The organism is Verrucosispora sp. ts21 (assembly GCF_002879555.1).
Classification (GTDB): Bacteria; Actinomycetota; Actinomycetes; order Mycobacteriales; family Micromonosporaceae; genus Micromonospora; species Micromonospora gifhornensis.
Genome location: NZ_PNOZ01000056.1, coordinates 1 through 25340, shown reverse-complemented (window position 1 = coordinate 25340; position 25340 = coordinate 1). Strand labels below are relative to the sequence as shown.

Annotated in this window: 18 protein-coding genes; 13 read left to right on the top strand and 5 right to left on the bottom strand. The window is 72.3% G+C overall.

The window, feature by feature from the left end; all coding sequences use genetic code 11:
- The first annotated feature begins 11 nt into the window (after nt 1–11).
- Together C1A38_RS22095 and ilvA are read left to right on the top strand one after the other, a co-directional pair.
- A complete protein-coding gene (locus C1A38_RS22095; RefSeq protein ID WP_102659669.1) occupies nt 12–1421 on the top strand; it encodes an amidase in 1410 nt (469 codons plus the stop codon).
- Between the two features lie 83 nt (nt 1422–1504).
- The gene (ilvA, locus tag C1A38_RS22090; RefSeq protein WP_102659668.1) at nt 1505–2725 is read left to right on the top strand and encodes a threonine ammonia-lyase; all 1221 of its coding nucleotides are present in this window, start codon (nt 1505–1507) and stop codon (nt 2723–2725) included.
- A 60-nt stretch (nt 2726–2785) separates the two neighbouring features.
- On the opposite strand, the gene greA is transcribed toward ilvA, so the two are convergent.
- Nucleotides 2786–3283 carry a transcription elongation factor GreA gene (gene greA, locus C1A38_RS22085; protein ID WP_102659667.1) on the bottom strand — a complete coding sequence of 166 codons (498 nt, stop codon included), beginning with the start codon at nt 3281–3283 and terminating at the stop codon, nt 2786–2788.
- A gap of 145 nt (nt 3284–3428) precedes the next feature.
- Complete coding sequence (locus C1A38_RS22080) at nt 3429–3863, bottom strand: DUF4307 domain-containing protein (RefSeq protein WP_102659666.1); 435 nt, start codon at nt 3861–3863, stop codon at nt 3429–3431.
- A 310-nt stretch (nt 3864–4173) separates the two neighbouring features.
- Between C1A38_RS22080 and mca the strand changes: the two genes are divergently transcribed.
- From mca to C1A38_RS22040, 8 genes are all read left to right on the top strand, one after another.
- On the top strand, nt 4174–5034 hold the full coding sequence (gene mca, locus C1A38_RS22075) for a mycothiol conjugate amidase Mca (RefSeq protein WP_199180281.1): 861 nt from the start codon (nt 4174–4176) through the stop codon (nt 5032–5034).
- A 48-nt stretch (nt 5035–5082) separates the two neighbouring features.
- Nucleotides 5083–5376: a hypothetical protein gene (locus tag C1A38_RS22070; protein WP_102659664.1), complete on the top strand. Its 294-nt coding sequence runs from the start codon at nt 5083–5085 to the stop codon at nt 5374–5376.
- A gap of 176 nt (nt 5377–5552) precedes the next feature.
- Nucleotides 5553–8081 carry a putative bifunctional diguanylate cyclase/phosphodiesterase gene (locus C1A38_RS22065; RefSeq protein WP_502696949.1) on the top strand — a complete coding sequence of 843 codons (2529 nt, stop codon included), beginning with the start codon at nt 5553–5555 and terminating at the stop codon, nt 8079–8081.
- Nucleotides 8082–8145: 64 nt separating this feature from the next.
- The gene (locus tag C1A38_RS22060; protein ID WP_102659663.1) at nt 8146–10185 is read left to right on the top strand and encodes a thioredoxin domain-containing protein; all 2040 of its coding nucleotides are present in this window, start codon (nt 8146–8148) and stop codon (nt 10183–10185) included.
- Between the two features lie 51 nt (nt 10186–10236).
- The gene (locus C1A38_RS22055) at nt 10237–11427 is read left to right on the top strand and encodes a 5-(carboxyamino)imidazole ribonucleotide synthase (RefSeq protein ID WP_102659662.1); all 1191 of its coding nucleotides are present in this window, start codon (nt 10237–10239) and stop codon (nt 11425–11427) included.
- On the top strand, nt 11424–11915 hold the full coding sequence (purE, locus tag C1A38_RS22050) for a 5-(carboxyamino)imidazole ribonucleotide mutase (protein WP_102659661.1): 492 nt from the start codon (nt 11424–11426) through the stop codon (nt 11913–11915). The genes C1A38_RS22055 and purE overlap by 4 nt, the downstream gene beginning before the upstream one ends.
- A gap of 428 nt (nt 11916–12343) precedes the next feature.
- Nucleotides 12344–12979 carry a HEAT repeat domain-containing protein gene (locus C1A38_RS22045; protein ID WP_199180282.1) on the top strand — a complete coding sequence of 212 codons (636 nt, stop codon included), beginning with the start codon at nt 12344–12346 and terminating at the stop codon, nt 12977–12979.
- A gap of 21 nt (nt 12980–13000) precedes the next feature.
- Nucleotides 13001–14002, top strand: coding sequence for a MerR family transcriptional regulator (locus C1A38_RS22040; protein ID WP_102659659.1), 1002 nt, complete (start codon nt 13001–13003; stop codon nt 14000–14002).
- Nucleotides 14003–14007: 5 nt separating this feature from the next.
- Here C1A38_RS22040 and C1A38_RS22035 read toward each other — a convergent pair whose 3' ends face one another.
- Together C1A38_RS22035 and C1A38_RS22030 are read right to left on the bottom strand one after the other, a co-directional pair.
- Nucleotides 14008–18942: an SCO7613 C-terminal domain-containing membrane protein gene (locus C1A38_RS22035; RefSeq protein ID WP_102659658.1), complete on the bottom strand. Its 4935-nt coding sequence runs from the start codon at nt 18940–18942 to the stop codon at nt 14008–14010.
- A 148-nt stretch (nt 18943–19090) separates the two neighbouring features.
- The gene (locus C1A38_RS22030) at nt 19091–20518 is read right to left on the bottom strand and encodes a UDP-glucose dehydrogenase family protein (protein ID WP_102659657.1); all 1428 of its coding nucleotides are present in this window, start codon (nt 20516–20518) and stop codon (nt 19091–19093) included.
- Between the two features lie 244 nt (nt 20519–20762).
- On the opposite strand from C1A38_RS22030, the gene C1A38_RS22025 reads away from it, so the two are divergent.
- Nucleotides 20763–21926 carry an acyl-CoA dehydrogenase family protein gene (locus C1A38_RS22025; RefSeq protein ID WP_102659656.1) on the top strand — a complete coding sequence of 388 codons (1164 nt, stop codon included), beginning with the start codon at nt 20763–20765 and terminating at the stop codon, nt 21924–21926.
- Nucleotides 21927–22008: 82 nt separating this feature from the next.
- Here C1A38_RS22025 and C1A38_RS22020 read toward each other — a convergent pair whose 3' ends face one another.
- Nucleotides 22009–22668 (bottom strand): hypothetical protein, encoded by a 660-nt coding sequence (locus tag C1A38_RS22020; RefSeq protein WP_102659655.1) that lies wholly within the window; start codon nt 22666–22668, stop codon nt 22009–22011.
- A gap of 23 nt (nt 22669–22691) precedes the next feature.
- Here C1A38_RS22020 and C1A38_RS22015 point away from each other — a divergent pair, with 23 nt between their 5' ends.
- On the top strand, nt 22692–23207 hold the full coding sequence (locus tag C1A38_RS22015) for an acyl-CoA thioesterase (RefSeq protein ID WP_102659654.1): 516 nt from the start codon (nt 22692–22694) through the stop codon (nt 23205–23207).
- Between the two features lie 154 nt (nt 23208–23361).
- The gene (locus C1A38_RS22010) at nt 23362–25329 is read left to right on the top strand and encodes an acetoacetate--CoA ligase (protein ID WP_102659653.1); all 1968 of its coding nucleotides are present in this window, start codon (nt 23362–23364) and stop codon (nt 25327–25329) included.
- Nucleotides 25330–25340: the final 11 nt, after the last annotated feature.

Genomic DNA, 25340 nt, shown 5'->3' with positions numbered 1-25340 from the left:
TGGCTGGGAGGGTGGCCGTGCAGGACATCATGCCGACCTGGGTGGGGGCGACCGCCAAACAGATCGCCCGAGGGGTACGCCGAGGAGACGTCTCGGCCACCCAGGTGCTGGCCGACCATCTCGACCACATCGCGAAGGCCGACGCCGACCTCGCCGCGTTCCGTACGGTGCGTGGCGGGGAGGCGGTCACCGAGGCGGAGAAGGTCGACGAGCAGGAGGACCTGGCGAACCTGCCGCTGGCCGGGGTGCCGGTGGCGGTCAAGGAGAACACTGCGGTCGCCGGCGTGCCCACCTGGAACGGCTCCGCGACGGTGCGTACCTCCGTGGCCGAGGCCGACCACGAGGTGGTCCGCCGACTGCGTGGTGCCGGCGCGGTGATCCTCGGGGTGACCCGGATGCCCGAGCTGGGCCTGTGGGCGGTGACCGACGACGACACCGGGGTCACCCGCAACCCGTGGGACCTGACGCGTACCCCCGGCGGCTCGTCCGGTGGCGCGGCGGCGGCCGTGGCGGCCGGGCTGGTGCCGATCGCGCACGGCAACGACGGGCTCGGTTCGATCCGGATCCCGGCGGCCTGCTGTGGTCTGGTCGGCCTGAAGCCCGGCCGTGGCGTGGTGCCCTGCCAACTCGGCGCGGAGGACTGGTTCGGGCTGACCGAGCACGGCATGCTCAGCACCACCGTCGCCGACGCGGCGGTCGGCTTCCAGGTGCTCGCCGGCCGCGCCCAGCAGAAGCTGGTTCCGCCGCAGCGGCTGCGCGTCGGCGTCTCGCTGCGCTCGCCGGTGCGGGGCGTCTCGGCCGACGCTCCGAACCGGGACGCGGTGGCCGCCGCCGGCCGGCTGCTCGCCGCCGCCGGGCACGACACCGTGCCCGCCGACCCGGTCTATCCGACCGCGCTCGGCCTGCAGGGCATCGCCACCTGGTTCGCCGCCGCCGCTGCGGACGTGCGGGCCGCCGGAGTCGAGCGACGCAGCCTGCAACCGCGCAGCCGGCGACACGTGGCACTCGGCGAATGGGCCTTGCGACGGGGGTACGTCCGGGAGGCCGACCGGCTCGCCTGGCGTGAGCGTTCCGTCGGCTTCTTCACCGACCACTCGGTGGACCTGCTGCTCACCCCGGCGCTGGCCGCCGCACCGCCGCCGGCCACCAGCTGGTCGGCCCGGTCCTGGCAGGCGAACATGCTGGCCAGCATCAGGTACGCCCCGTACGCCGCGCCCTGGAACGTGGCCGGGCTGCCCGCCCTGGTGGTGCCGGTGGGCCGGCGCCCGGACGGGCTGCCGCTGGCCGTGCAACTGGTCGGGCCACCCGGCTCGGAGCTGCTCCTGCTCGGCGTCGCCGGCCAGTTCGAGATGGAGGCCCCCTGGTCCCGGCACGCCCCCGGCTATCCCCGGGTCGGCACCGGCTCACCGGCCACCGCGTGACCCACCCACCGCGCGCGGCGGTGTGAGCCGCGGGCGTGCCGGGCGCTGCCGGCATCCCACGGGCTGGGTGGCACGATCGGGGCATGACGGAACTTGTCAGCCTGGACGACGTGCGAGCAGCGCGGGAACTGATCGCCGGCGTCACCCGTACCACCCCGCTGGAGCCGTCCCGTCCGCTGAGCGCTGAGCTCGGCGGACCGGCCTGGCTCAAGTGCGAGAACCTGCAGCGGGCGGGGTCGTACAAGGTGCGGGGCGCGTACGTGCGGATCTCGCGGCTGTCGACGGCGGAGCGGGAGCGCGGGGTGGTCGCCGCGAGCGCCGGCAACCACGCCCAGGGGGTGGCCCTGGCCGCCGGGCTGGTCGGCGCCCGGGCCACGGTCTTCATGCCGGTGAACGCGCCACTGCCGAAGGTCGCCGCCACCAAGGGGTACGGCGCCCAGGTCGAACTGGTCGGCGCCAACGTCGACGAGTCCCTGATCGCCGCACAGGCGTACGCCGAGCGGACCGGCGCGGTGCTGATCCATCCGTTCGACCACCAGGACGTCATCGCCGGACAGGGCACTGTGGCGTTGGAGATCCTGGAGCAGTGCCCGGAGGTGAAGACGATCGTCACCGGGGTCGGTGGCGGTGGACTGATCTCCGGGATGGCGGTGGCGGTCAAGGCGCTGCGCCCGGACGTGCGGGTGATCGGGGTGCAGGCGGCCGGGGCCGCCGCCTTCCCGCCGTCACTGAAGGCGGGCGAGCCGCTACGCCTGCCCGCCTTCGCGACGATCGCCGACGGTATCGCGGTGGGCCGACCCGGCGAGATCACCTTCGCCCACGTCAGCAAGCTCGTCGACGAGGTCGTCACGGTGACCGAGGAGGACATCTCCCGGGCGCTGCTGATGCTGCTGGAGCGCGGCAAGCAGGTGGTGGAGCCGGCCGGTGCGGTGGGGGTGGCCGCCCTGCTGGCCGGTGTGGTCGAGGTGCAGACCCCGGTGGTGGCGGTGCTCTCCGGCGGCAACATCGATCCGCTGCTGATGCTGCGGGTCATCGAGCACGGACTGGCGGCGGCCGGTCGTTATCTGCGGATCACGGTGCGCTGTTCGGATCGGCCGGGGCAGTTGGCCTCACTGTTGAGTGAGATCGCCGAGCACCGGGCCAACGTGGTCGACGTCGTGCACCAGCGGGCCAACCCGCGCCTGGGCCTCGGCGAGGTCGAGGTGGCCCTGTCGGTGGAGACCCGGGGGGTGGAGCACTCCGTGAAGCTGATCGGTGCCCTGCGGGACAGTGGCTATCAGGTGACCATCGCGCCGGAGGCGTGACACCGTGGGGTGTCACGCCTCCGTAACGCGGGTGCCGGCGCTCGCGACGCCGGGTGGGAGTCAGCCGGAGAACGGCTCGAAGCTGACCACTGTCACCTTGATGTCCGCGCCGCTGGGCGCGGTGTAGGTGCAGGTCTGGCCGGCCTTGCCGCCCAGGATCGCCTTGCCGAGCGCCGACTCGGGGCTGTAGACCGTGAGATCGGTGGTCGAGGCGATCTCCCGGGAGCCGAGCAGGAATGTCTCTGTGTCGTCGGCGTCGTCGTCGAAGTAGATCGTCACGACCATCCCGGGGGCCACCGCGTCGACGGTCGGTGCCTCACCGACCTGGGCCGTGCGGAGCAGCTCCTTCAGGTAAAGAATGCGTCCCTCGGCCTTGCCCTGCTCCTCACGGGCGGCGTGGTAGCCGCCGTTCTCGCGCAGGTCGCCTTCCTCGCGCCGGGCGTTGATCTCGGCGGCGATGATCGGCCGGTTGGCGATCAACTCGTCGAGCTCGGCCTTCAGGCGGTCGTACGCGTCCTGGGACAGCCAGGTGGCGGGCGCCTCGTTGCCATTGGACACAGGCGGTCCTCCTCGGTTGTGCGTGCTGGCTGACAGGTGAACCTTTAAGTTACCAGTGTCGTACGACAAGGAGTGTCGGCGATCACGCCGCCCACCTCCCCCGCCGGGCGGACCGACGGGGGGCGGCCGGACGGACCCGGTGGCCTCAGGCCGGCGGGCGGCAGCGGACCACTTCGCCGATGAAGGGGCGTGCAGTGGTGGTCAGCCGATGCCGGACGGTGACCTGGCGTTGCCCTTCGGCCGCAGTCACCGGGACCTCCTCGCGGGCGACCTCCGCGCCGGCGTTGTCGCGGGCCCGCAGCAGACACACCGCCGACCCGCCCTCCGGCAGGTTCACCCGGAAGTCGACCACCACCTGGTTGTCCGTGATGTCGGTGTAGGTGATCACCTGGGCGTCGTACGTCGGGTCACCGTACTGCCGGTAGAGCCGGACCGAGACGGCGGTGAGCGCGGCCACCGAAACGACCACCAGAAGGACGGTCAGCAGGGGTCGACGGCGGCCCGGCTCCCGGCGGCGTCCGTACCGGCCGGGCGGGAACACGGGCGCGCCCGGTGGGATTGTGGCGTGCGTCTCGGTCACCGGCGGGTATCTCCTGGCGTTGTTGTCGGCGGTATGGGCAAGAATGGCGGAGGTTCGTCCTTCTGCCCGGCTCGGTCTTTCATGGCTGCTCGGTCTTCATGGCTGCTCGGCTTCTCGTGGCGGCCCGGTTCTTCTGGGTTCCGTGGCGTCAAGAGTGCCTGGTGCCAATGATGGCTGACGTCAAATATGACAGGCTGGCGCGGGCCCGCACCGCGACGGGCAGGAATCCCGCAGGCCAGGGTGGCCCGGCGGGTGGACGATCACTGGGCAGAGACGAGGAGCGCCGACGTTGGCAGAGCAACTTCGACTCATGGCCGTCCACGCACATCCCGACGACGAATCGAGCAAGGGCGCCGCGACCATGGCGAAGTACGTCGCCGAGGGTGTGGACGTGCTGGTCGTGACGTGCACCGGCGGCGAGCGCGGCAGTGTTCTCAATCCCAAGCTCGATCGACCGGAGGTGTGGGCCAACATCGGCGACATCCGCCGGGCCGAGATGGACGCGGCTCGCGCCATCCTCGGCGTCGAGCAGGCCTGGCTGGGCTTCGTCGACTCGGGCCTGCCCGAGGGCGATCCGCTGCCGCCGCTGCCCGAGGGCTGCTTCGCCCTGCAGGATGTCGAGGTGGCCGCCGGTCCGCTGGTGCGCCTGATGCGTGAGTTCCGCCCGCACGTCGTCACCACGTACGACGAGGAGGGTGGCTACCCGCACCCCGACCACATCATGTGCCACAAGATCAGCGTGGCGGCCTTCGAGGCGGCCGGTGACGCGGAGCGCTACCCCGAGCTGGGCGAGCCGTGGCAGCCGCTGAAGCTCTACTACGACATCGGGTTCTCCAAGGGCAAGATCCTGGCGTTGCACGAGGCCATCCTGGCCACCGGGGCCGAGTCCCCGTACGAGGAGTGGCTGACCCGCTGGGAGGGCCGCATCGACAAGGGTCCCCGGATCACCACCCGGGTGGATTGCGCCGAATACTTCCCGGTTCGGGACGACGCGCTGCGGGCCCACGCCACCCAGGTCGACCCGGACGGCTTCTGGTTCCAGGTGCCGATGGAGCTTCAGCAGCGGGCCTGGCCGACGGAGGACTTCCAGCTGGCCCGGTCGCTGGTCGACAGCCCGCTGCCCGAGTCCGACCTGTTCGCGGGCGTACGGCAGACGGCCCATGCCCGCTGACCTGCCGGCCGGTTATCCTGGCCGGATACCGCATTTCGGAGGAATTCCATGCTGACCGCTGTCCAGGTGCTCGCGCAGAACAACTTCGGGGACACCCGGACGGGTGGTCTGGCCGGTCCGATGGGCCTGTTCCTCATCCTGGTTCTGGGCGCCGCGACCGTGCTGTTGATCCGTAACATGAACGCCCGCCTGCGCAGGCTGCCCGACGAGTTCCCCGCCCAGCAGCCCGAAGTGCGCCGGGACGCCGCGGGCCGGACGGTCAGTGATCCGACAGATGGGACCGTCACGGCGGATTCATCCGTGGACGCCGCCAACCGGCACCAGCAGCACCGGGACGGTTGAGCGGGGCATGATTCACGTCGAACCGGATGGTCGCCCCCTGTTGCGACCACCGCGTTTGGCTTAGCCTTCCGCCGGGGGACCGGAAGTCCTCAAGCTGCGCGGGAGGGGGCGTCGATGAGCATGGCGATCGTGTCCGCCGCTCACGTGTCCTCCCGTCGGCCGGCAGGAGGAGGTCGGTGACCTCCGGCAGGGCCGGTCACTCGATCGATCGGCCCGATGGCCGTGGAACCCCACTCGGGTTGCATCTGCTCACGGCCGCAGTCCTGTGCACCGCACTTGTCGCGGCCGTCGTCGGTCTGAGTCTCCCCGCGCGGCTACCGGTCGACGACCCGCTCGGTGGGCCGGCCCGGTTCGGCATCGCGGTGGCCGCCTTCGCCCTGTCGCAGCTGGCCCGGTTGCGGTTCCGGGCCGCCGCCGGCGTCGTCAGCGTCACCTGGGCCGAGGCGGCGCTGATCGTCTGCCTGCACCTGGTGCCGCCCGGGTGGCTGCCCGCAGCGGCCATGCTCGGCGTCGCGCTGGCCTGGACGGCCATGACCATCGTGGACGAAGGCCGGACCACCTGGGAGGTCGCCCGCATCGCCGGGGCCCAGACGGCCGCCGTCGCGCTGGCGGTGGCAGTCACCACCGCCATCGGTCAGCCGCTGCTGGCCCCCCTGACGCCGGCACTCGCGCTCGCGGTCACCGCCGGGGCGGTCACCTATCTGCTGGCGGGCGCGGCGCTGGGCGGGTTCATGCTGTCGGTACGCCACGGCATGTCGATCGGCCGCCCGCTGCTCGCCGCGCTGCGCGGCAAGCTGCTGATGTTCGTCGGCAACCTGGTGGTCGGCGTACTCGTCGTGGTGCTCATCGAGATCGACCTGCGGTGGTTGTTGCTGCTGCCCGTCCTGCTCTGGCTGCTGCAGCAGACGTACCGGCAGCGGCTGCGCGACGACCGCGAGCGACGCACGTGGCGGTCGTTCGCCGAGGCCACGGCAGCGCTCAACCAACTCGACGAGCGCGGGGTGGCGGTGGCGGGGGTCACCGGCGCGCTGGCGCTGTTCGAGGCGGAGATCGTCGACGTGGAGGTGGCCCGGGCCGACGGGCGCTGGTGGCGCTACCGGGGCGACCCCGGTGGGCGCCTGGTCGACCGCGAGATACCGCCGCCCAGGGACGTGGCCGACTCGGAAGAACTGGTCCGTGACCTGTCGGTGGGCGACACCCGGGTGGGCCGGCTGCGGGTGCGTCTGCCGCGTACCGCCCCGTCCAGCGGGCGGGAACGCGACGCCCTCGCCGCGTACGCCGACGCCTTGGCCGCCGCGCTGCACGACGCGGCGACGCACCGGGAGCTGCGACTGGTCACCGCGCGTTCGTCGTACGAGGCGGTGCACGATCCGTTGACCGGGCTGGTCAACCGGGCCGCCCTGCTCAGCCAGGGTGATCAGGCGCTGCGGCAGCTCGCCCACGATCATCCGGTCGCGCTGCTGCTGCTGGACGTCGACCAGTTCAAAGAGGTCAACGACACGCTCGGGCACGCGGCCGGCGACCAGTTGTTGCGGCTGACCGCCAACCGGCTCACCGCCCTGACCCGCCCCGGTGACCTGCTGGCCCGGCTCGGCGGAGACGAGTTCGCGCTGCTGCTGACGTCGGTGCCGGTGCTGGGGGACCACACCGCTGCGCTGGCGTACGCCCTGCGTCAGGCGCGGGAGGTCGCCGAGCGGCTGGCCGCGCCGGCCGAGGTGGCCGGGGTGCGGATGTCCGTCGAGGTGTCCGTCGGGGTGGTGGTCGCCGCCGCCGGCACCGCCGACCTGACCGAGTTGCTGCGCCGAGCCGACATCGCGATGTACCAGGCCAAGTCGGGTGGCGAAAGCGTGGCCACGTACGACAGCACGCGGGATGCGGCAAGCACCGATCAGCTGGCCCTGCTCGCCGAGCTGCGTGAGGCGTTGCAGACCGACGACCAGCTGGTCCTGGTGTTGCAGCCGGCAGTGGACCTGGCCACCGGGGCGCCGACCGGCGTGGAAGCGTTGATCCGGTGGCGACATCCACGCCGGGGCCTGCTCAGTCCCGCTGACTTCATCCGGGCGGTGGAGAACAGCGACCAGCTGGGCAGCTTCACCCGGTACGTACTGGACAAGGCGTTGGCGGTGGCCGCCGGTTGGGCCTGCGAGGGTCTGGACATCCCCATCTCCGTCAACCTCTCCGCCCGGAGTCTGCTGGACCCCCGGTTGCCCAACGAGATCGCCGAGGCGTTGTGCCGGCATCAGGTGCCGGCGGGCCGGCTGGTCCTGGAGATCACCGAAACCGTGGTGATGAGCGAGCTGGAGGTCATCGACCAGGTGCTCTCCGCCCTGCGGGCGATGGGCGTCCAACTGGCGGTCGACGACTTCGGCACCGGCTTCTCCTCGCTCAGCTTCCTCGCCCGCGTCGCCGTGGACGAACTCAAGGTCGACCGTTCGTTCGTCCTGCGGATGGGTGAGTCGCCCGAGGCGGCGGCCATCGTGCGCTACACCGTCGGGATGGCCCACGAGCTGGGCCTGCGGGTGGTGGCCGAGGGCGTGGAGACCGCCGCCCAACGCTCGGCCCTGACCGAGCTGGGTTGCACCGCCGCCCAGGGCTACCACTTCTTCAAGCCGATGCCCGCCGACAAGATCGCCGCCGTGCTCAACTCCCTGGCCCGCCAGACCCCTACAAACGTCCTCCCGCTGCGCGCCGACGGTGCCTCCTGACTCCTGCGCTCAACCTGTGCCGCCAACCTCATGACGGACGGTGGCGGATGGGTAGGGTCGGGGGGTGAATCGACTCGCTCACGCCACAAGCCCCTACCTGCTCCAGCACGCGGACAATCCGGTGGACTGGTGGCCCTGGTGTGACGAGGCGTTCGCCGAGGCCAAGCGGCGCGACGTGCCGGTGTTGATCTCAGTCGGTTACTCCGCGTGTCACTGGTGTCACGTCATGGCGCACGAGTCGTTCGAGAACGAGGGTGTCGGTCGGCTGCTCAACGAGGGCTTCGTGTCGATCAAGGTGGACCGTGAGGAGCGGCCCGACGTCGACGCGGTCTACATGACCGCCACCCAGGCGATGACCGGCCAGGGTGGCTGGCCGATGACGGTCTTCGCGACCCCGGACGGCACCCCGTTCTACTGTGGAACGTACTTCCCCCGGCAGAACTTCGTCCGGCTGCTGGAGTCGGTCGGCACCGCGTGGCGTGAGCAGCGCGACGCCGTACTGCGGCAGGGTGCCGCGGTGGTCGAGGCGGTCGGCGGGGCCCAGGCCGTCGGCGGCCCCACCGCCCCGCTCACCGCCGACCTGCTCGACGCCGCCGCCACCCAACTGGCAAGCGAGTACGACGAGACCAACGGCGGCTTCGGTGGCGCACCGAAGTTCCCGCCGCACCTGAACCTGCTCTTCCTGCTCCGCCACCACCAGCGCACCGGCTCGCCGCAGAGCCTGGAGATGGTCCGGCACACCTGCGAGGCGATGGCCCGGGGCGGCATCCACGACCAGCTCGCCGGCGGCTTCGCCCGGTACTCGGTGGACGGGCACTGGACCGTGCCGCACTTCGAGAAGATGCTCTACGACAACGCGCTGCTGCTGCGGGTCTACACCCAGCTGTGGCGGCTCACCGGTGACGCGCTGGCACTGCGGGTGGCCCGGGACATCGCCCGGTTCCTCGCCGACGAGCTGCACCGACCCGGCCAGGGGTTCGCCTCCGCGCTGGACGCCGACACCGAAGGCGTCGAAGGGCTCACCTACGTCTGGACGCCGGCCCAACTCGTCGAGGTGCTGGGCGACGAGGACGGCCGGTGGGCCGCCGACCTGTTCGCTGTCACCGAGAGCGGCACCTTCGAGCACGGCACCAGCGTGCTGAAGCTGGCCCGCGACGTCGACGACGCCGACCCGGCCGTACGGGAGCGCTGGCAGGACGTCGTACGCCGGCTGCTCGCCGCCCGGGACACCCGCCCGCAGCCGGCTCGCGACGACAAGGTGGTGGCCGCCTGGAACGGCCTGGCCGTCACCGCGCTCGCCGAGTTCGTCCGGCTGGTCGAGACCTCCGGTCGGATCGGCACCGAGGGGGAGGCCAACCTGCTGGAGGGGGTCACCATCGTCGCCGACGGCGCGATGCGCGACACCGCCGAGTACCTCGCCCGGGTGCACCTGGTCGACGGGCGGCTGCGGCGCGCCTCGCGGGACGGTCGGGTCGGCGAGCCGGCCGGCGTGCTCGAGGACTACGGCTGCGTGGCCGAGGCGTTCTGCGCCATGCACCAGGTCACCGGTGAAGGACGTTGGCTGGAGTGGGCCGGGCAACTGCTGGACACCGCGCTGGCGCACTTCGCCGCCCCCGGTGGCGCGTTCTACGACACCGCCGACGACGCCGAGCAGCTGGTGGCCCGCCCCGCCGATCCGACCGACAACGCCACCCCCTCGGGGCGTTCCGCGATCGCTGCCGCGCTTGTGGCGTACTCGGCGTTGACCGGGCAGACCCGCTACCGGGAGGTCGCCGAGGCGGCCCTGTCCACCGTCGCGCCGATCGTCGGGCGGCACGCCCGGTTCACCGGCTACGCGGCGACGGTGGGCGAGGCGCTGCTCTCCGGGCCGTACGAGATCGCGGTGGTCACCGCCGACCCCGCCGGTGACCCGCTGGTCGCGGCGGCGCACCGGCACGCCCCGCCCGGCGCGGTGATCGTGGCCGGGCAGCCGGACCAGGCCGGCGTACCGCTGCTGGCCGACCGGCCGTTGCTCGACGGCGGGTCCGCCGCGTACGTCTGCCGGGGTTTCGTCTGTCAGCGGCCGGTCGACACGGTCGAGGACCTGGTGGCGCAGCTGACCTGAGCCGGATCCGCCGGGCAGCGTCCCGACCGGCCCCGATAGGCTGGCGCGGCTATGGATTCCCGTACCGGTCTGCCTGTTGTCGGCATGGTGGGTGGTGGCCAGCTGGCCCGGATGACCCACCAGGCCGCGATCGCCCTCGGCCAGTCGCTGCGCGTTCTCGCGCTCACGCCGGACGACGGGGCGGCCCTGGTGGCCGCCGACGTCCAGTACGGCGACCACACCGACCTGGCCGCACTGCGCACCTTCGCCAAGGCGTGTGACGTGGTCACCTTCGACCACGAGCACGTCCCGACCGAGCACATCCGCGCCCTGGCCGGCGAAGGGGTGAAGCTCTACCCGCCGGCGAACGCCCTGGTGCACGCCCAGGACAAGCGGGTGATGCGGGAGCGGCTCGACGCGATGGCCGCCCCGAACCCGGCCTGGCGGCCCGTCGAGTCGACGGCCGACCTGGTGGCCTTCGGCGACGAGGTGGGCTGGCCGGTGATGGTCAAGGCCGCCCGGGGTGGATACGACGGTCGGGGAGTCTGGCCGGTCGGCGACGCCGCGCAGGCCACCGAGCTGGCCGAGACGCTGCTCGCCGGCGGCACCAAGCTGATCGTCGAGGAACGGGTGGCGCTGCGCCGCGAACTGGCCGTGCAGGTGGCCCGGTCCCCGTTCGGGCAGGTCGCCGTCTATCCCGTGGTGGAGACGGTGCAGCGCGACGGGATCTGCGTCGAGGTGCTCGCGCCCGCGCCGGACCTGCCCGAGGAACTGGCGGTGGCCGCCCAGCAGCTCGGCATCGACCTGGCCACCGCGCTCGGCGTGGTGGGGTTGCTGGCGGTGGAGCTGTTCGAGGTCGCCGACCCCTCGACGTCCAGCGGCAGCCGACTGCTGGTCAACGAGTTGGCGATGCGCCCGCACAACTCCGGGCACTGGACCATCGAAGGCGCCCGGACCTCGCAGTTCGAGCAGCACCTGCGGGCGGTGCTGGACTACCCGATGGGCGACACCGCGCTGACCGCGCCGGTGGTGGTGATGGCGAACGTGCTCGGCGGTGAGCCTGGCGGCATGCCCATCGACGAGCGGCTGCACCACCTCTTCGCCGCCGAACCGACCGCCCGGGTGCACCTCTACGGCAAGCAGGTCCGCCCCGGCCGCAAGATCGGGCACGTCACGGTGCTCGGTGACGACCTGGACGAGGTACGCGCCCGCGCCGCACGGGCGATGCGCTGGCTGCGCGACGGTACGGAGGGAACGGCGTGAGCACCGTTGGTTTGATCATGGGCAGCGACTCGGACTGGCCGACCATGAAGGCCGCCGCCGAGGTGCTCGCCGAGTTCGAGGTGCCGTACGAGGTCGAGGTCGTCTCCGCGCACCGCACCCCGGTCAAGATGATCGACTACGGGCGGGCCGCCGCCGGGCGGGGCCTCAAGGTCATCATCGCCGGTGCGGGTGGTGCCGCCGCCCTGCCCGGCATGATCGCCTCGGTCACGCCGCTGCCGGTGATCGGAGTCCCGGTGCCGCTGAAGCACCTCGACGGCATGGACTCGCTGCTGTCGATCGTGCAGATGCCGGCCGGTGTGCCGGTGGCCACCGTGTCGATCGGCAACGCCCGCAACGCGGGACTGCTCGCGGTCCGCATCCTGGGTGCGTCCGACCCGGCCCTGCTCGACCGGATGTCGGCGTACCAGGCCGATCTGGAGCAGTTGGTCGCGGAGAAGGACGCGGCTCTGCGGGCTTCTCTGGCTTAGGTTTTCTGCTGGCGGGTTTCGCTGGTTGCGGTTTTCGCTGGTTGCGGTTGGGGCTGGGGGGCGACCGTCCCCGGCTCCGGGCGGTCAGGCTTGATCCCTGCGCCGGGGACGGTCGCCCCCCAGCCCTGCCCTGGGCGGGCTGTCCTGGTGGCTCAGCTCTTCTCGACCCCCCGGTTTGTTTAGCTCTTCTCGACTCCGTTACGCCGTAATGGTGGGGTTCTGCTGCTGCGTGTTTGCCGTCTCGGCGTAGCGGTGCGGCGGTGATGACGGGGGTGGGGTTGACCTTGACATCGTGAGAAGGGGTGGACTGGGCGCGGGGGTGATTTGCAGTGGCCGAGTCAGAGCGGGCTACGCAGGCCGCACAGGGCGCGCAGGGCGCGCAGACAGAGCGGGGTGCGCAGGCGGGGCGGGGTGCGCAGGCGGGGCAGGTGGGTGCGGGGTTGGCGCACGGTAGTTCGTCGGTGCGGTTGCGGGTGGCGTTGGCGGCCGGGACGACCCCGGATCCGCAGGTTGTGGACGTGCTTGTCGAGCGGTGCGCGGTCGAGCCGGAGTTCTTCGTGCGCGAGATGCTCACCTGGGCGCTCACCCGACAGCCGGCCTCGGTGACGGTTCCCAGGCTGATCGAGGAACTGCGCTCGGCGTCCGGGCAGGCGCGCAGCCAGGCGTTGCACACGCTGTCCAAGATCGGGGACCGGCGGGCCTGGCCGGCGATCACGCGCGAGCTGCTGACCGACGCCGACGACGAGGTGGCGCGCAGCGCCTGGCGGGCCGCGGTCGTACTCGTGCCGGAAGGTGCGGAATCCGGGTTGGTCGCGGTGCTGGCGACGCAGCTCGGGCGCGGCGAGCGGGAGACGCAGCTGAGCCTCAGCCGGGCACTGGTCGGGCTCGGCGAGGTGATCATGCCGGTGCTGCGCGCCGCGACGACCCATCCCGACCCGCGGGTACGCCAGCACGCGATCGCCACCGAGCGGCTCTGGCGCGACCCGGACACCGGCTTCGACTTCGCCGTCGAGGAGGCGAAACGCATCGTCGCCCTCGGCCCGGCCCACCAGGATGCCGAGTGACGGGCAGGAGGGGGACGGGCCGTGTTGATCGGTGAGGTGGCCCGCAGGTCCGGGGTCAGTGCCCGGATGCTGCGGCACTACGAGGCGCTCGGGCTGGTGCGGCCGACGGGTCGGACCGGGTCCGGCTATCGGGAGTACGCGGACGAGGACATCCGGCGGATCTTCCACATCGAGAGCCTGCGGTCGTTGGGGCTGTCGCTGCGGGAGGTCCGGCGGGCCCTCGACGACCCCGGTTTCACGCCTGCGGCGCTCGTGGACGACCTCATCCGGCAGACCCGGAACCGCATCGCTGCCGAAACGGACCTGCTCACCCGACTTCGTCGAGTCGGTGCCGCGGAACCCGCCGACTGGGCGGAGGTGCTCCAGATCGTGGCGCTCCTTCAGGCGCTGCGGTCGGACAGTGCCGGTGAACGTCAACGCGCCGCCCTGTCGCTGCCGCGCGCGGCAGCGATGCCGGTGGAGGCGCTGGTCGAGGCGGTGCTGAGCGAAGAGGATCCGAACGTCGCCGGCACTCTGCGCTGGGCGTTGGCGCAGTCGGGCGAGGGTGGGCTGGCGCTGCTGGCGGAGGGCCTCGACGCACCGACGGCCGAGGTACGCAGACGGGCCGTCGAAGCCATCGCCGAGATCCCGAGCGACGCTGCGACCGTACTGTTGCGGGACGCCCTCGCCAACGCGGACCTCGCGGTCGGCCGGTACGCGGCCCTGGCGCTCGGGGCCCGTGGCGTCGCCGACGCGGTTCCCACCCTCGTCGACATGGTCGTCGAGGAGGCCGGTGACGTCGACGCGGCCGACGCGCTGAGCGTGCTCGCCGGGGAGGCCGCCCTGGCGGAGCAGATCTCCGCCCGCCTGGTCGGACGCCTCGATGCCGCCGCCGACGCGGCCACCCGTCGACGGCTGGTGGGGGCGCTGGCGGACATCCCGGGGGACACCGCCGCACAGGCCCTCGCCGACCTGTCGGCGGACGCCGACCCGGTCGTCGCGCACACCGCCGCGCACCTGCTCCGACTACGCGCGGCGCGGTAGAGGCGTCAGCGCATGCCCCGCAGCGCGGTCTGGAGGCGTTCCTGGGCGCGTCGGCGACGCTCGTTGCTCGCGCCGAGGATCAGCAGCAGGAACCCGACCGGGATCAACGCCAGCCAGGGGCCGAGGCTGAACAGGGCGTGCACCGCCGCGATGGCGGTCACCACCGCACCCACGATGACCGGCGCCTGCTGCTGGCTCATCGACCCGAAGACCAGCACGGCCACCGCACCGAGCAGCAGCAGCACCTGACGCAGCGTGCTCGAATCCGTGGCCAGCACGATCGCCAGGGTCGGTACGAAGGCGGCCACCAGCGCCGGACCGTACGCCACCCAACTGCTCATGTCGGCCCGCTGCCGCAGTTCCAGGACGCCGACCAGCAGGGCCAACGCGGCGAACGGCAGCGTGTACGCCTCGGGCAGCGCCACGTCGGCCACCCACATCAGGATCCACCAGGCGGTGATCTCGCAGATCACCACCGCCCAGAACAGGATCCGCCGCTCCACCGGTCGACGCCCCGGCCGCATCGCCGCGACGCCGAGCACCGCGCCCCAGCCGGCCAGCAGCGCGGCGATGTGCCGCGGCGAGTCGAAGGCCAGAGCCAGCGCGATCAGGGCGGCGGCGTGGCCGCTCCATTCCACAGTGGCGGCCTCCACCCGTGCCTCGGGGCGACGCAGTCGAGGCAGTCGGGCGGCGAAGACCTGCAACGCGGCACCGACCGCGAGCACCCCGAAGGCGGACCACACCGGCGCGAGCCCGGCCACCAGGCCCACGGTGAGCACGAACAGTTGCGCCATCAGCGAGGCGAACAGCCAGCCGAGGATGCGGGCCCGCGAGGTGGTGCCGAACAACGCCGCCACCACGCCGACCCCGACCGCACCGCCGAGGCTGAGCAGGGTCAGCTCCCGGGTGGCGAGGCTGCCGGCCAGGCCCGCCCCGCCGGCCGCCAGGCCGATCAGGAAGACGAGTACCCGGGCCAGCCGCAGCGAACGCGCCCGCTCCACGAGGGACGGTGGCGGCGTCAACGCCAGTCCCAGCATCGAGATGGTGAACACCACGAGCGCCGCCCGGGTGCTCATCGGCCAGCCACTGCCCAGCGCGATCGGGGCGATCAACAGGGTGATCGCGGCACCCGGCAGCACCACCGGCACCGCCCGGGAGCGTCGACCGGCGCTGAATCCGGTGGCCGCCAGCGCCGCCGTCGCAGTCAGCAGCAACGCGGTCAGCACGTGCGTCGGGTTGACCGCCGCAGCCGGTGGGTCGAGCAACTCCGGTGGTGGCCCCTGCCAGACCCGGCGGAGCGTACGGATCGGGTCGACCAGGGCGGCCGACAACGCCGGCGCGATGGAGATCACCGCCAACAGGGTCGGCAGAGCGGCGGCACCCAACGCCCCCGCAGCCGGGCTCACCCGCCAGCGGGGACGCAGACCGTCGTCGGGAGTCCGCCGGATCGCCCCGTCCAGCAGCACCGTCCAGCGGCGCGGCGGCTGGATCGGATCGGCGGGAGGCTCCGTCGCCTCACGGACCAGCTCGGCGAGCACCCCGAGCAGGGCAGCCGCGGCCGCGTACACCCCGACCTGCAGACCCAGCGGTACGGCGGCCAGCGCGGTCACCACCGCGCCGCCGACCACACCGGCGCTCGCCCAGGGCAGGTACTGCGGGATCAGCCCGCGGACCCCGGCGACCACGGCCAGGCCGAGACTGGTGGCGGCCAGACCGGCGGTGAGGATGGCCTGCGGCGGGTGACCGAACTCGGCGGCCAGCGCGGCCGTGGCACCCGGCAACGCCAGCAACGCCGCCCCCACGGCCGCTCCGCCGATCTGCGCCAGGTGCGGCGGCATCCCCTCGGCCCGGATGTCCTCGACGAAGGAAACCGACATCGAACGGGCCAACGCCGCCACCACCGCACCGATCACCACGACGCTGATCAGCGCCAGCGCGGTGGTCCACGGGCGGACCAGGCCCGCACCGGCGGCATGCAGCGCGACCACCCCGGCGACGGTGATCCTGGACAGGGCGGCGCGGGGGTCGACGGAGGCGACGGCCGCCATCGCGAACACGGCGGCGACCATGCCGCCGATCACGACCGGCGACCACCAGGACAGGTCGAACGCGGCCGGGGCACCGATGGTGGCCAGGACCGCCGCCACGCCGGCCACGTCGTAGCGCCACGGCGGCGGCAGCAGGATGGCGGCGGCGAGCGCCAGCAGAGCCAGCGCGATGGGGGCCTGCCAGGTGGTGCCACCGGTCGGTGCGGCCGGCCACCCGCTGAGGTCGCCGTTCCAGATCGGACCGGGGGTCGCCAGGACGCCGACGCCACCGCGCAGCGCCATCCAGCCGGCCAGCAGGCCGATCAGCACACCGCCGACCGCGAGGCCGAGCACCGGACCGCGTCGCCACTGTTCCGGCATCGCCCGCGCGGCGACGGCGACCACCAGGACCAACGCCGCGGCGACGGCGAGTTGTCCGCCGGGGGCGAGCACCGTGCCGATCCTCAGCAGCGTGGCGACCAGGGCCGCGGTCACCGCCGCGGCGGCCAGGTCGGAGCCGTCCATCGTCAGGTCGGAGCGACGTCCCGCGTCGATCGACGGGGCCAGGAAGAGGAGTACGGCGGCGACCAGCAGCAACGCGCTGACCCAGGCGTCCGCCACGGTGGCACCGGGTGCCCCGAATCCGGCAGCCGCGACCACCAGCGCACCGAGGCCGGCCCCCACCGACAGTGGCATCGGAATGTGCCGCTGGGACACCTGGACGATCGCGGCGTAGCCGAGCGTCACGCAGACGGCGAGGAAGCTGGCCGCCAGCACCGGCACTGTCGCCTCGCGCAGGCTCGCCGGAGTCAACGTCGGTTCGCCGTACCGGAGGGCGGCGACGAACGCGGCCACCGCCCCGGGCAGGGCGAAGGCCGCACCGCCGGCCGCCCAGGCGGAGATCTCGTCGGCGGCGGCCGGCGCGAGCCGGATCCGAGGGGCGACGGCGATCAGCACGCCGGCCACGACGAAGGCGAGCAGCACGGCGGCGGTCAGCGCGGGCCGGGCCAACGCCGCTCCGGCACCGGCCAGACCGACGACGGCAGCCGCCACCGCGTGCGCCCGGGCGGCCCGGGTCGTCCGGGCGGACAACCCGATCGCACCGATGCCGATCGCGGTCAGCACCATCGGCCACGGCGCGACCGACCAGCTCAACCCGAACGAGGCGGGTACGGCGAGGGCAGTCAACGCGGCACCGGTCACCGCGAACTCGCGGCGTATCTCGGCGGGCAGCGCCACCACCGCCGCCACGGTCAGCAGAAAGGCGCTGGCGGCGAGCTGCCAGCCGGCAGGCCCTGCGGCGGCGGCCAGTTCGGCCGGGTACCGGTCGAGGTTGGCGGCCCAGGCCGGCAGCGCGGCCTCGACGGGTGCGATTCCGGCGCGCAGGGCGCTGCCGGCCACCACCACTCCGCTGACCGTGAGCGCTATCGCGGAGGCCAGTTGTGGGCCGCGACGGGCCGACTCGGGCACCGCCCGCACCACCAGACCGGTGGCCGCGATGACCGCCGCGATCAGCAGCAGCGAGCGGCCGGGCAACGCCACCGAGGCGACGCGGCCGAGGGCGCCGATGACGGCGAGGGTGAGCACCCCCGCGCCGATGTCGGGCAGCGGCGGGCGGCGCAGTAGCAGCGTGCCGGCCAGGCAGACGGTGGCGGCGAGCAGCAGCACCAGCCCGGCGCCGATCGCACCCGGCACGGTGGCGGTGCGCAGCAGGGCGGTCACCGCGTAGCCGAGGGCGAGCACGACGGCGACGCCGTGCAGCGCCCAGGTCAGCTCCCGTAGCCCCGGCACCGGCTGCGCGGGTGCAGCGGCGGGGGTGCCGACGACGGGGTCGATCAGCTCACCGGACTCCTCCGGCGCGCCCTCGGGCCGCCCGTCGGCGGTGCGCTGGCGCGGGGTGGCCGCCCCAGCCGGTGCGGCATCGGTCGACCCGTCGACGGCCGGTCGTTGCACGGTGACCGGCGAGCGCGCCAGCCAGAGGTCGAGCACGGCCACCACTGTCAACACCAGCGCCCAACCGGCGGGGCCGCTGATCCGCTCGTACGCCAGCAGTGGCACCACCGGCTGGGCGGCCAGCACGGCGGCGAAGCGGGGAGCGCGGAGCCGGGTCAGTCCGGCGTACCCGACGGAGACGGCGGCGGTCACCGCGAAGATGACACCGGCGAAGAGGGCTCCGGAGCCGCCGCCGATCCGGTTCACCGCCCACAGCGCGTACCCGGCGAGCGGCACCAGCAGCAGTCCCACCGCGGCGATGGTCTCGGCGGTCGAGGTCAGCCCGCGCTTGGTGAGCACCGGCGGGGCGAGCAACATGAGGACGGTGGCGAGCAGCAGGATGCCGAGGCGGGTCAGCGCATCCATCGAACTGGTCGCGAGGACGGCGAAGACCACGGCGGCCACGCCGAGCAGCAGCGCGCCGAGGCCGAGGGGGATGTTCTGGACCTCCCGCGAGGAGGCCTCCGGCGGATGCTCCGGATTGTCGGCGTCCAGCCAGATCGGCGTGGTCGGCGGCAGATCCTCGGCGCCGTCGGTGGCGCCCTGCCGTGGCACCCGTGGTGGCGGTGGACCACCGTCGCTCGGCTTGCGCCGGGTGGGTGGGACGGTGCCGGCACCAGGCGACTTGTAGGCCGGTCGGCGGCGCAGCACCCGGCGGGTCCGACCGGCCTGCCGGGTCCGACCGTCGCCGACGTTACCGGCGTGCGCCAGGGTGTCCCGCTGGAAGATGGCGGCCTGCATCTTGGACGCGAGCTGCCGTTGTTCGCTGGCGATCGCGGCCTCGCGCGCCTTCATCTCCGCGATGGACCGCTCGATCTCCGCCAGGTGCTCGGCCCACTGTGGCTGGTGCGCGCCGCAGTGCGGGCAACGGACCGCCGGCTTGATCTCCTGCTGGCACGAGGAGCACTGAAAGGTCGCCACGACACCCCTCCACCCACACTGTGGATTCCCACTGTCGCAGCATGCCCAATGCGGCCCCGGAATTCGACACTTGTCGGCGGGTCACCCCCACAGCTGTCCACCCCGCATCCCTGACCAGGACACGACGACGGGGACCGTGGAAGTCAGGTCAGGGACGGCCCAACCCCCGGTACTCCCACCCCGCCTGCGTCCACAGCGTCGAGTCGAGGCAGTTGCGGGCGTCGATCACCCGCCGCCCGCCGACCAGCTCACCGAGGACGGTCGGGTCGGCGTTGCGGAAGTCGGCCCATTCGGTGAGCACGCAGACCAGGTCGGCGCCGGTCACCGCCTCGGCCATGCCCGGCTCGTAGGTCAGCTCCGGTACCGCCCGGCGGGCGTTGTCGATGCCCTGCGGGTCGTAGACGTGCACGTCCGCGCCGGCCTTGCGCAGCAGCGCGGCGACGGCGAGGGCCGGCGCGTCGCGTACGTCGTCGGTGTTGGGTTTGAAGGTCGCGCCCAACACGGCGATGCGGGTGCCGGACAGGTCGGGGCCCGCGGGCCCGTAGCGGCGGTCGAGCAGCTCGGCGGCGAGGTGGAGTACGCGGGTACGGCGACGCAGGTTGATCAGGTCGACCTCGTGCAGGAAGCGCAGCGCCTCACCGGCGCCGAGTTCCTGGGCGCGGGCCTGGAAGGCGCGGATGTCCTTGGGCAGGCAGGCGCCGCCGAAGCCGAGACCGGCCTGGAGGAACCGGTTGCCGATGCGGGGGTCGTACCCGATGGCCCGGGCCAGTTGGGTGACGTCGCCGCCGGCGACCTCGCAGACCTCGGCCATCGCGTTGATGAAGGAGATCTTGGTGGCCAGGAAGGCGTTCGCGGCGACCTTGACCAGCTCGGCGGTGGCGAAGTCGGTGACCACCAGGGGCACCTCGCGGTCCTCGGTGGCGGCCAGGTCGAACACGCCCTTGTGCGCCGCGTAGAGCATGCCGTTGGCCCACTCGCTCTTGACGCCGACCACGATCCGGTTCGGTCGCAGCACGTCGTCGACGGCGAAGCCCTCCTGGAGGAACTCGGGGCTCCAGGCGACCTCGACCCCGAGGTCGGCGGGGGAGTGCTTGCTGACCAGCTGCTCGACCCAGTCAGCGGTGCCGACCGGGACTGTGGACTTGCCGACGATCAACGCTTTGCGGGTCAGGTGCTGGGCCAGGCTGGTCACCGACGCCTCGACGTACGACAGGTCGGCGCCCATGCCGTCGGCGCGCTGGGGGGTGCCCACGCAGATGAAGTGCACGTCACCGAAGTCGGCGGTCTCGGCGATGTCGGTGCTGAACCGCAGCCGACCGGCGGCGAGGTTGCGCCGCAGCAGTTCGTCGAGGCCGGGCTCGTGGATCGGCACCTCACCGGCGTTCAGCTTGGCGATCTTGTCCGGGTCGACGTCGTAGCCGAGCACCTCGTAGCCGAGTTCTGCGTAGCAGATGGCGTACGTCGCGCCGAGGTAACCGGTGCCGAGGAAGGTCACCCGAGGACGGGAGGAACCCGAGGGGGGTGTCACCGCGGCGATGACGGGCATCGGCTGGGTGTTCGGGTACGGGATGGTCACGCCTGTCTCTCCGCTCGCACTGGCGGCGCGCAATCGCGTCGCGTTCCGCAGCGGCGCCGGGCCGGCGCCGGAGGGGTTGTTTGTTGTGGTTCTGTCATCGCCGAGCGGCGGCGTACACCGTGATGGCCAAGCCTACGCGCCGGTAACATCGGCTGAACTGTGGTCGCTATCCTTCAGTCTGCGCGGGGGGCGTCCACGTGACGCTACAGACTGCTCATGATAGCCGTGAAGGGGAGGGGCCGGCATGGCCGCAGAACGGTCGTTCGACGCATATCGGTTGCCCGAGGAACATGAAGCAATCCGGGAGGCGGTTCGCGAGATCTGTGTGGCGAAAGTTGCGCCCCACGCCGCTGAGGCGGACGAGACCGGAGAATTCCCGAAGGCGTCGTACGACGCGCTGCGCGCCGCTGACTTCCACGCCCCGCACATCCCCGAAGAGTACGGCGGCGCCGGGGCGGACGCGCTGGCCACCGCCATCGTGATCGAGGAGGTGGCGCGGGCCTGCGCCTCGTCCTCGCTCATTCCGGCGGTGAACAAGCTGGGCACCATGCCGCTGCTGCTGGCCGGTTCGGAGGAGTTGAAGCGCCGGTACCTGCCCCCGGTCGCGTCCGGCGAGGCGATGTTCTCGTACTGCCTGTCCGAGCCGGAAGCCGGCAGCGACGCGGCCTCGATGACCACCCGCGCGGTACGTGATGGTGATCACTGGGTGCTCAACGGCGTGAAGCGGTGGATCACCAACGCCGGTGTCTCGGAGTTCTACACCGTCTTCGCGGTCACCGACCCCGCCGCCCGGTCGCGGGGCATCTCCGCCTTCGTGGTCGAGAAGTCCGACCCCGGAGTGAGCTTCGGCGCACCCGAGAAGAAGCTCGGCATCAAGGGCTCCCCGACCCGCGAGGTCTACCTGGACAACGTACGGATCCCGGCGGACCGGATGATCGGTGCCGAGGGCACCGGTTTCGCCACCGCGATGCAGACCCTGGACCACACCCGGGTCACCATCGCCGCCCAGGCCGTCGGCATCGCCCAGGGCGCGCTCGACTACGCCAAGGGGTACGTCGCCGAACGCAAGCAGTTCGGCAAGGCGGTCGCGGAGTTCCAGGGTGTGCAGTTCATGCTCGCCGACATGGGCATGAAGCTGGAGGCCGCCCGGCAGCTCACGTACGCCGCCGCCGGCCGCTCCGAGCGCGGCGACGCCGACCTGACCTACTTCGGTGCGGCGGCCAAGTGTTTCGCCTCGGACGCCGCTATGGAGATCACCACCGACGCGGTGCAACTGCTCGGCGGCTACGGCTACACCCGGGACTACCCGGTGGAGCGGATGATGCGCGACGCCAAGATCACCCAGATCTACGAGGGCACCAACCAGGTCCAGCGCATCGTCATGGCCCGCCAGCTCCTCAAGGACTGAACCCGGGCCCACCCCGGCCCCTGCTGATCATGAGGTTGGCGGCGGATGGATCTCCGGATCGCCGCCAACCTCATCAGCCGGGTCAGCGGGGGGTGTCGTCGTGGCGGGGAAGGTTGCCGGGTGGGGCCGACCAGGGCGAGGTGTGGCCGGTACGGCGGGGCAGCGGCTCGGTCGGGGTCGGGTCCGGGTAGCCGAGGGTGAGTGGGGCGGTGTCCTGCTCGTTCGACTCGACCGGCGACCAGTCGGTGAGGGTCTGCTCCGGAGCTGCGGCCTGAGCCGGCGGTGCGGTCGAGGCCGGCATCGGTGCGGCGACCGGCTGTGGCCAGCGGCGCCAGCGTTGGCCGCTGAACGTCGCCACCAGCAGCAGCATGCCGATCAGGAACAGGGTGCCGTTCTCCACCGGCAGACGCAGCGGCAGCGGATCACCGAGGAACTCCCGGTCCGCCGGGATGCGGTCGCGCACCCCGAACGGCGTGACGAACATCCCGATGTACGGAGTGACAAGCAGCAGCCCGGCCACCAGCGGGCCGAGCGGTGAGATGCGCAGTGTGCCGAGCAGGCCCAGCACGATGCCGCCGACCGCGAGGTAGACGGCCGGCTCGATGAGATTGGCCGTGTTCGAGGTGCCGATCTCCACCCACCGGTTCACCGTGCCGGCCGACCCGTCCTGCCCGAGAGTGACCAACACCCAGGTGACCGGCGCCACCACCAGACCGGCGAGGAAGCTCCACAGATGTCGCATCCGCGCACCGTACCGTTTTCGACATGACCGAGCACCTCTCCGCCATGCCAGGTAAACCCACGTCGTACTCCCGCGTCACGCTCAGTCGGATCATGACCGCGATCGACGTGAACCTCTACGGAACCGTGCACGGCGGCGTGCTCATGAAATTCGTCGACGACGTGGCCGGCGCGGCGGCGGCCCGACACAGCGGCGGTACGGCTGTCACCGCCGCCATCGACGAGATCGTCTTCTCCGAGGCGGTCCGGGTGGGTGACCTGGTGCACGCGTACGCCCAGGTGAACTGGACCGGGCAGACCTCGATGGAGATCGGCGTACGGGTGATGGCCGAGCGTTGGGACTCGGCCGAGCAGGAGCCGGTACGGGTGGCCACCGCGTACCTCGTCTTCGTCGGCGTCGAGGTCGACGGCGCGCCACGGCCGGTGCGACCGGTGCTGCCGGAGACCCCTGAGGACGAACGGCGCTGGCGGGAGGCGGAGATCCGCCGGGCGCACCGCCTGGCCCGCCGCCGTGCCATCCAGGCCCACCGGGCGGGCTGACTTCTCGCCCGCACCCACCGAACCGGGTCCGCTCGTGTGGGCCGGGCACATGCGCCTGCGGGGTTCGGCTGCGGAGAATGGCGCTTCGGGGTAGGGCAAGATGGCGCCACGGCCCACCGCACAGCGTCGTGCCGGGCCAGGGGAGGAGTGAGCAGTGACTGACGTGCTGTGGACGCCGCCGGCGGACGTGCTCCAGCGGTCGCGGATCGGGGCTTACCTGCGCTGGCTGGCCGAGCACCGGGGGTTGGAGTTCGCCGACTACGACGCGCTGTGGCAGTGGTCGGTCACCGATCTGGACGCCTTCTGGCGCTCCATCTGGGACCACTTCGAGGTGATCGCGCACACCCCGCCGACCGCCACCCTGTCCGGGCGCGACATGCCGGGTACGCGCTGGTTCCCCGACGCCACCCTCAACTACGCGCAGAACGTGCTGCGGATGCCCGGTCGGGCCGACGACGACCCGGTGGTGCTCGCGTACGGGCAGACCCGCGAGCCCGAGGTGCTGACCGCCGCGCAGCTACGCGACCAGGTCCGGCGGGTGGCCGCCGGGCTGCGCCGCCTCGGCGTCACCACCGGCGACCGGGTGGCCGCGTACGCCCCGAACATCCCCGAGACGTACGTGCTGATGCTCGCCACCGCGAGCCTCGGCGCGATCTTCTCCTCCTGCGCGCCGGAGTTCGGCACCCGCAGCGTCACCGACCGCTGGCAGCAGATCGAGCCGAAGGTGCTTGTCGCGGTGGACGGCTACCGCTACGGCGACAAGCCGGTCGACCGCTCGGCGGAGGTGGCCGCGATCCGGGCCGCGCTGCCGTCGCTGCGGCACACCGTCGGCATCTCCTACCTCGACCCGGCGGCACCCGCGCCGGACGGCGCGTTGTCCTGGGCCGAACTCGCGGCGGCGACCGACGAGCCGTTGACCTTCACGCCGGTGCCGTTCGACCATCCGCTCTACGTGCTCTACTCCTCCGGCACCACCGGCCTGCCCAAGCCGATCGTGCACGGCCACGGCGGCATTCTGCTGGAGCACCTGAAGATGCTGGCCCTGCATCACGACCTGGGCCCGGCCGACCGGTTCTTCTGGTTCACCACCACCGGCTGGATGATGTGGAACTTCCTGGTCTCCGCCCCGGCCGTGGGCGCGGCGATCGTGCTGTTCGACGGCAACCCGGGCCACCCAGACCTGGGCGCGCTGTGGCGGCTCGCGCAGGAGTCCGGCACCACCTACTTCGGCACCTCCGCGCCGTTCCTGCTGGCCTGCCGCAAAGCGGGCCTGGTGCCGCGCGAGATCGCCGACCTGTCCGCGCTGCGCGGGGTCGGTTCCACAGGTGCGCCGCTGCCCGCCGAGGGCTTCACCTGGGTATACGACACCGTCGGCAGTGACCTGCAACTCCAGTCCCTGTCCGGCGGCACCGACGTGTGCACCGGGTTCGTCGGCGGCGTGCCGCTGCTGCCGGTGTACGCCGGTGAGATCACCTGCCGCGCGCTGGGCGCCAAGGTCGAGGCCCGCTCCGCCGACGGCACCCCGGTCCTCGGTGAACTCGGCGAGCTGGTGATCACCGAGCCGATGCCGAGCATGCCGGTGGGCTTCTGGAACGACCCGGACGGGGTCCGCTACCGGGAGGCGTACTTCGACGTCTACCCGGGCGTCTGGCGGCACGGCGACTGGATCACCGTCAACTCGCGCGGCGGTTGTGTGATCACCGGCCGCTCCGACGCCACCCTCAACCGGGGCGGCGTACGGCTGGGCACCGCCGAGTTCTACTCGGTGGTGGAGGCACTGGACGAGGTCGTCGACTCGGTGGTGGTGCACCTGGAGGACGACGAGGGCGGCGCGGGTGAGCTCCTGCTGTTCGTGGTGCTCGCCGACGGCCTGACCCTCGACGACGAGTTGCGCAGGAAGATCTGCCGGGAGCTGCGTACCGCCCTGTCACCCCGGCACGTGCCCGACGAGATCCACCAGGTACGCGCCGTCCCCCGCACCCTGTCGGCGAAGAAGCTCGAAGTCCCGGTCAAGAAGATCCTCACCGGCACTCCCGTGGACCAGGCCGCCGCCAAGGGCGCCCTGGCCAACCCCGAGTCCCTCACCGCCTTCGCCACCCTCGCCCACCACCGCACCCCCTAACCCACCCCCGC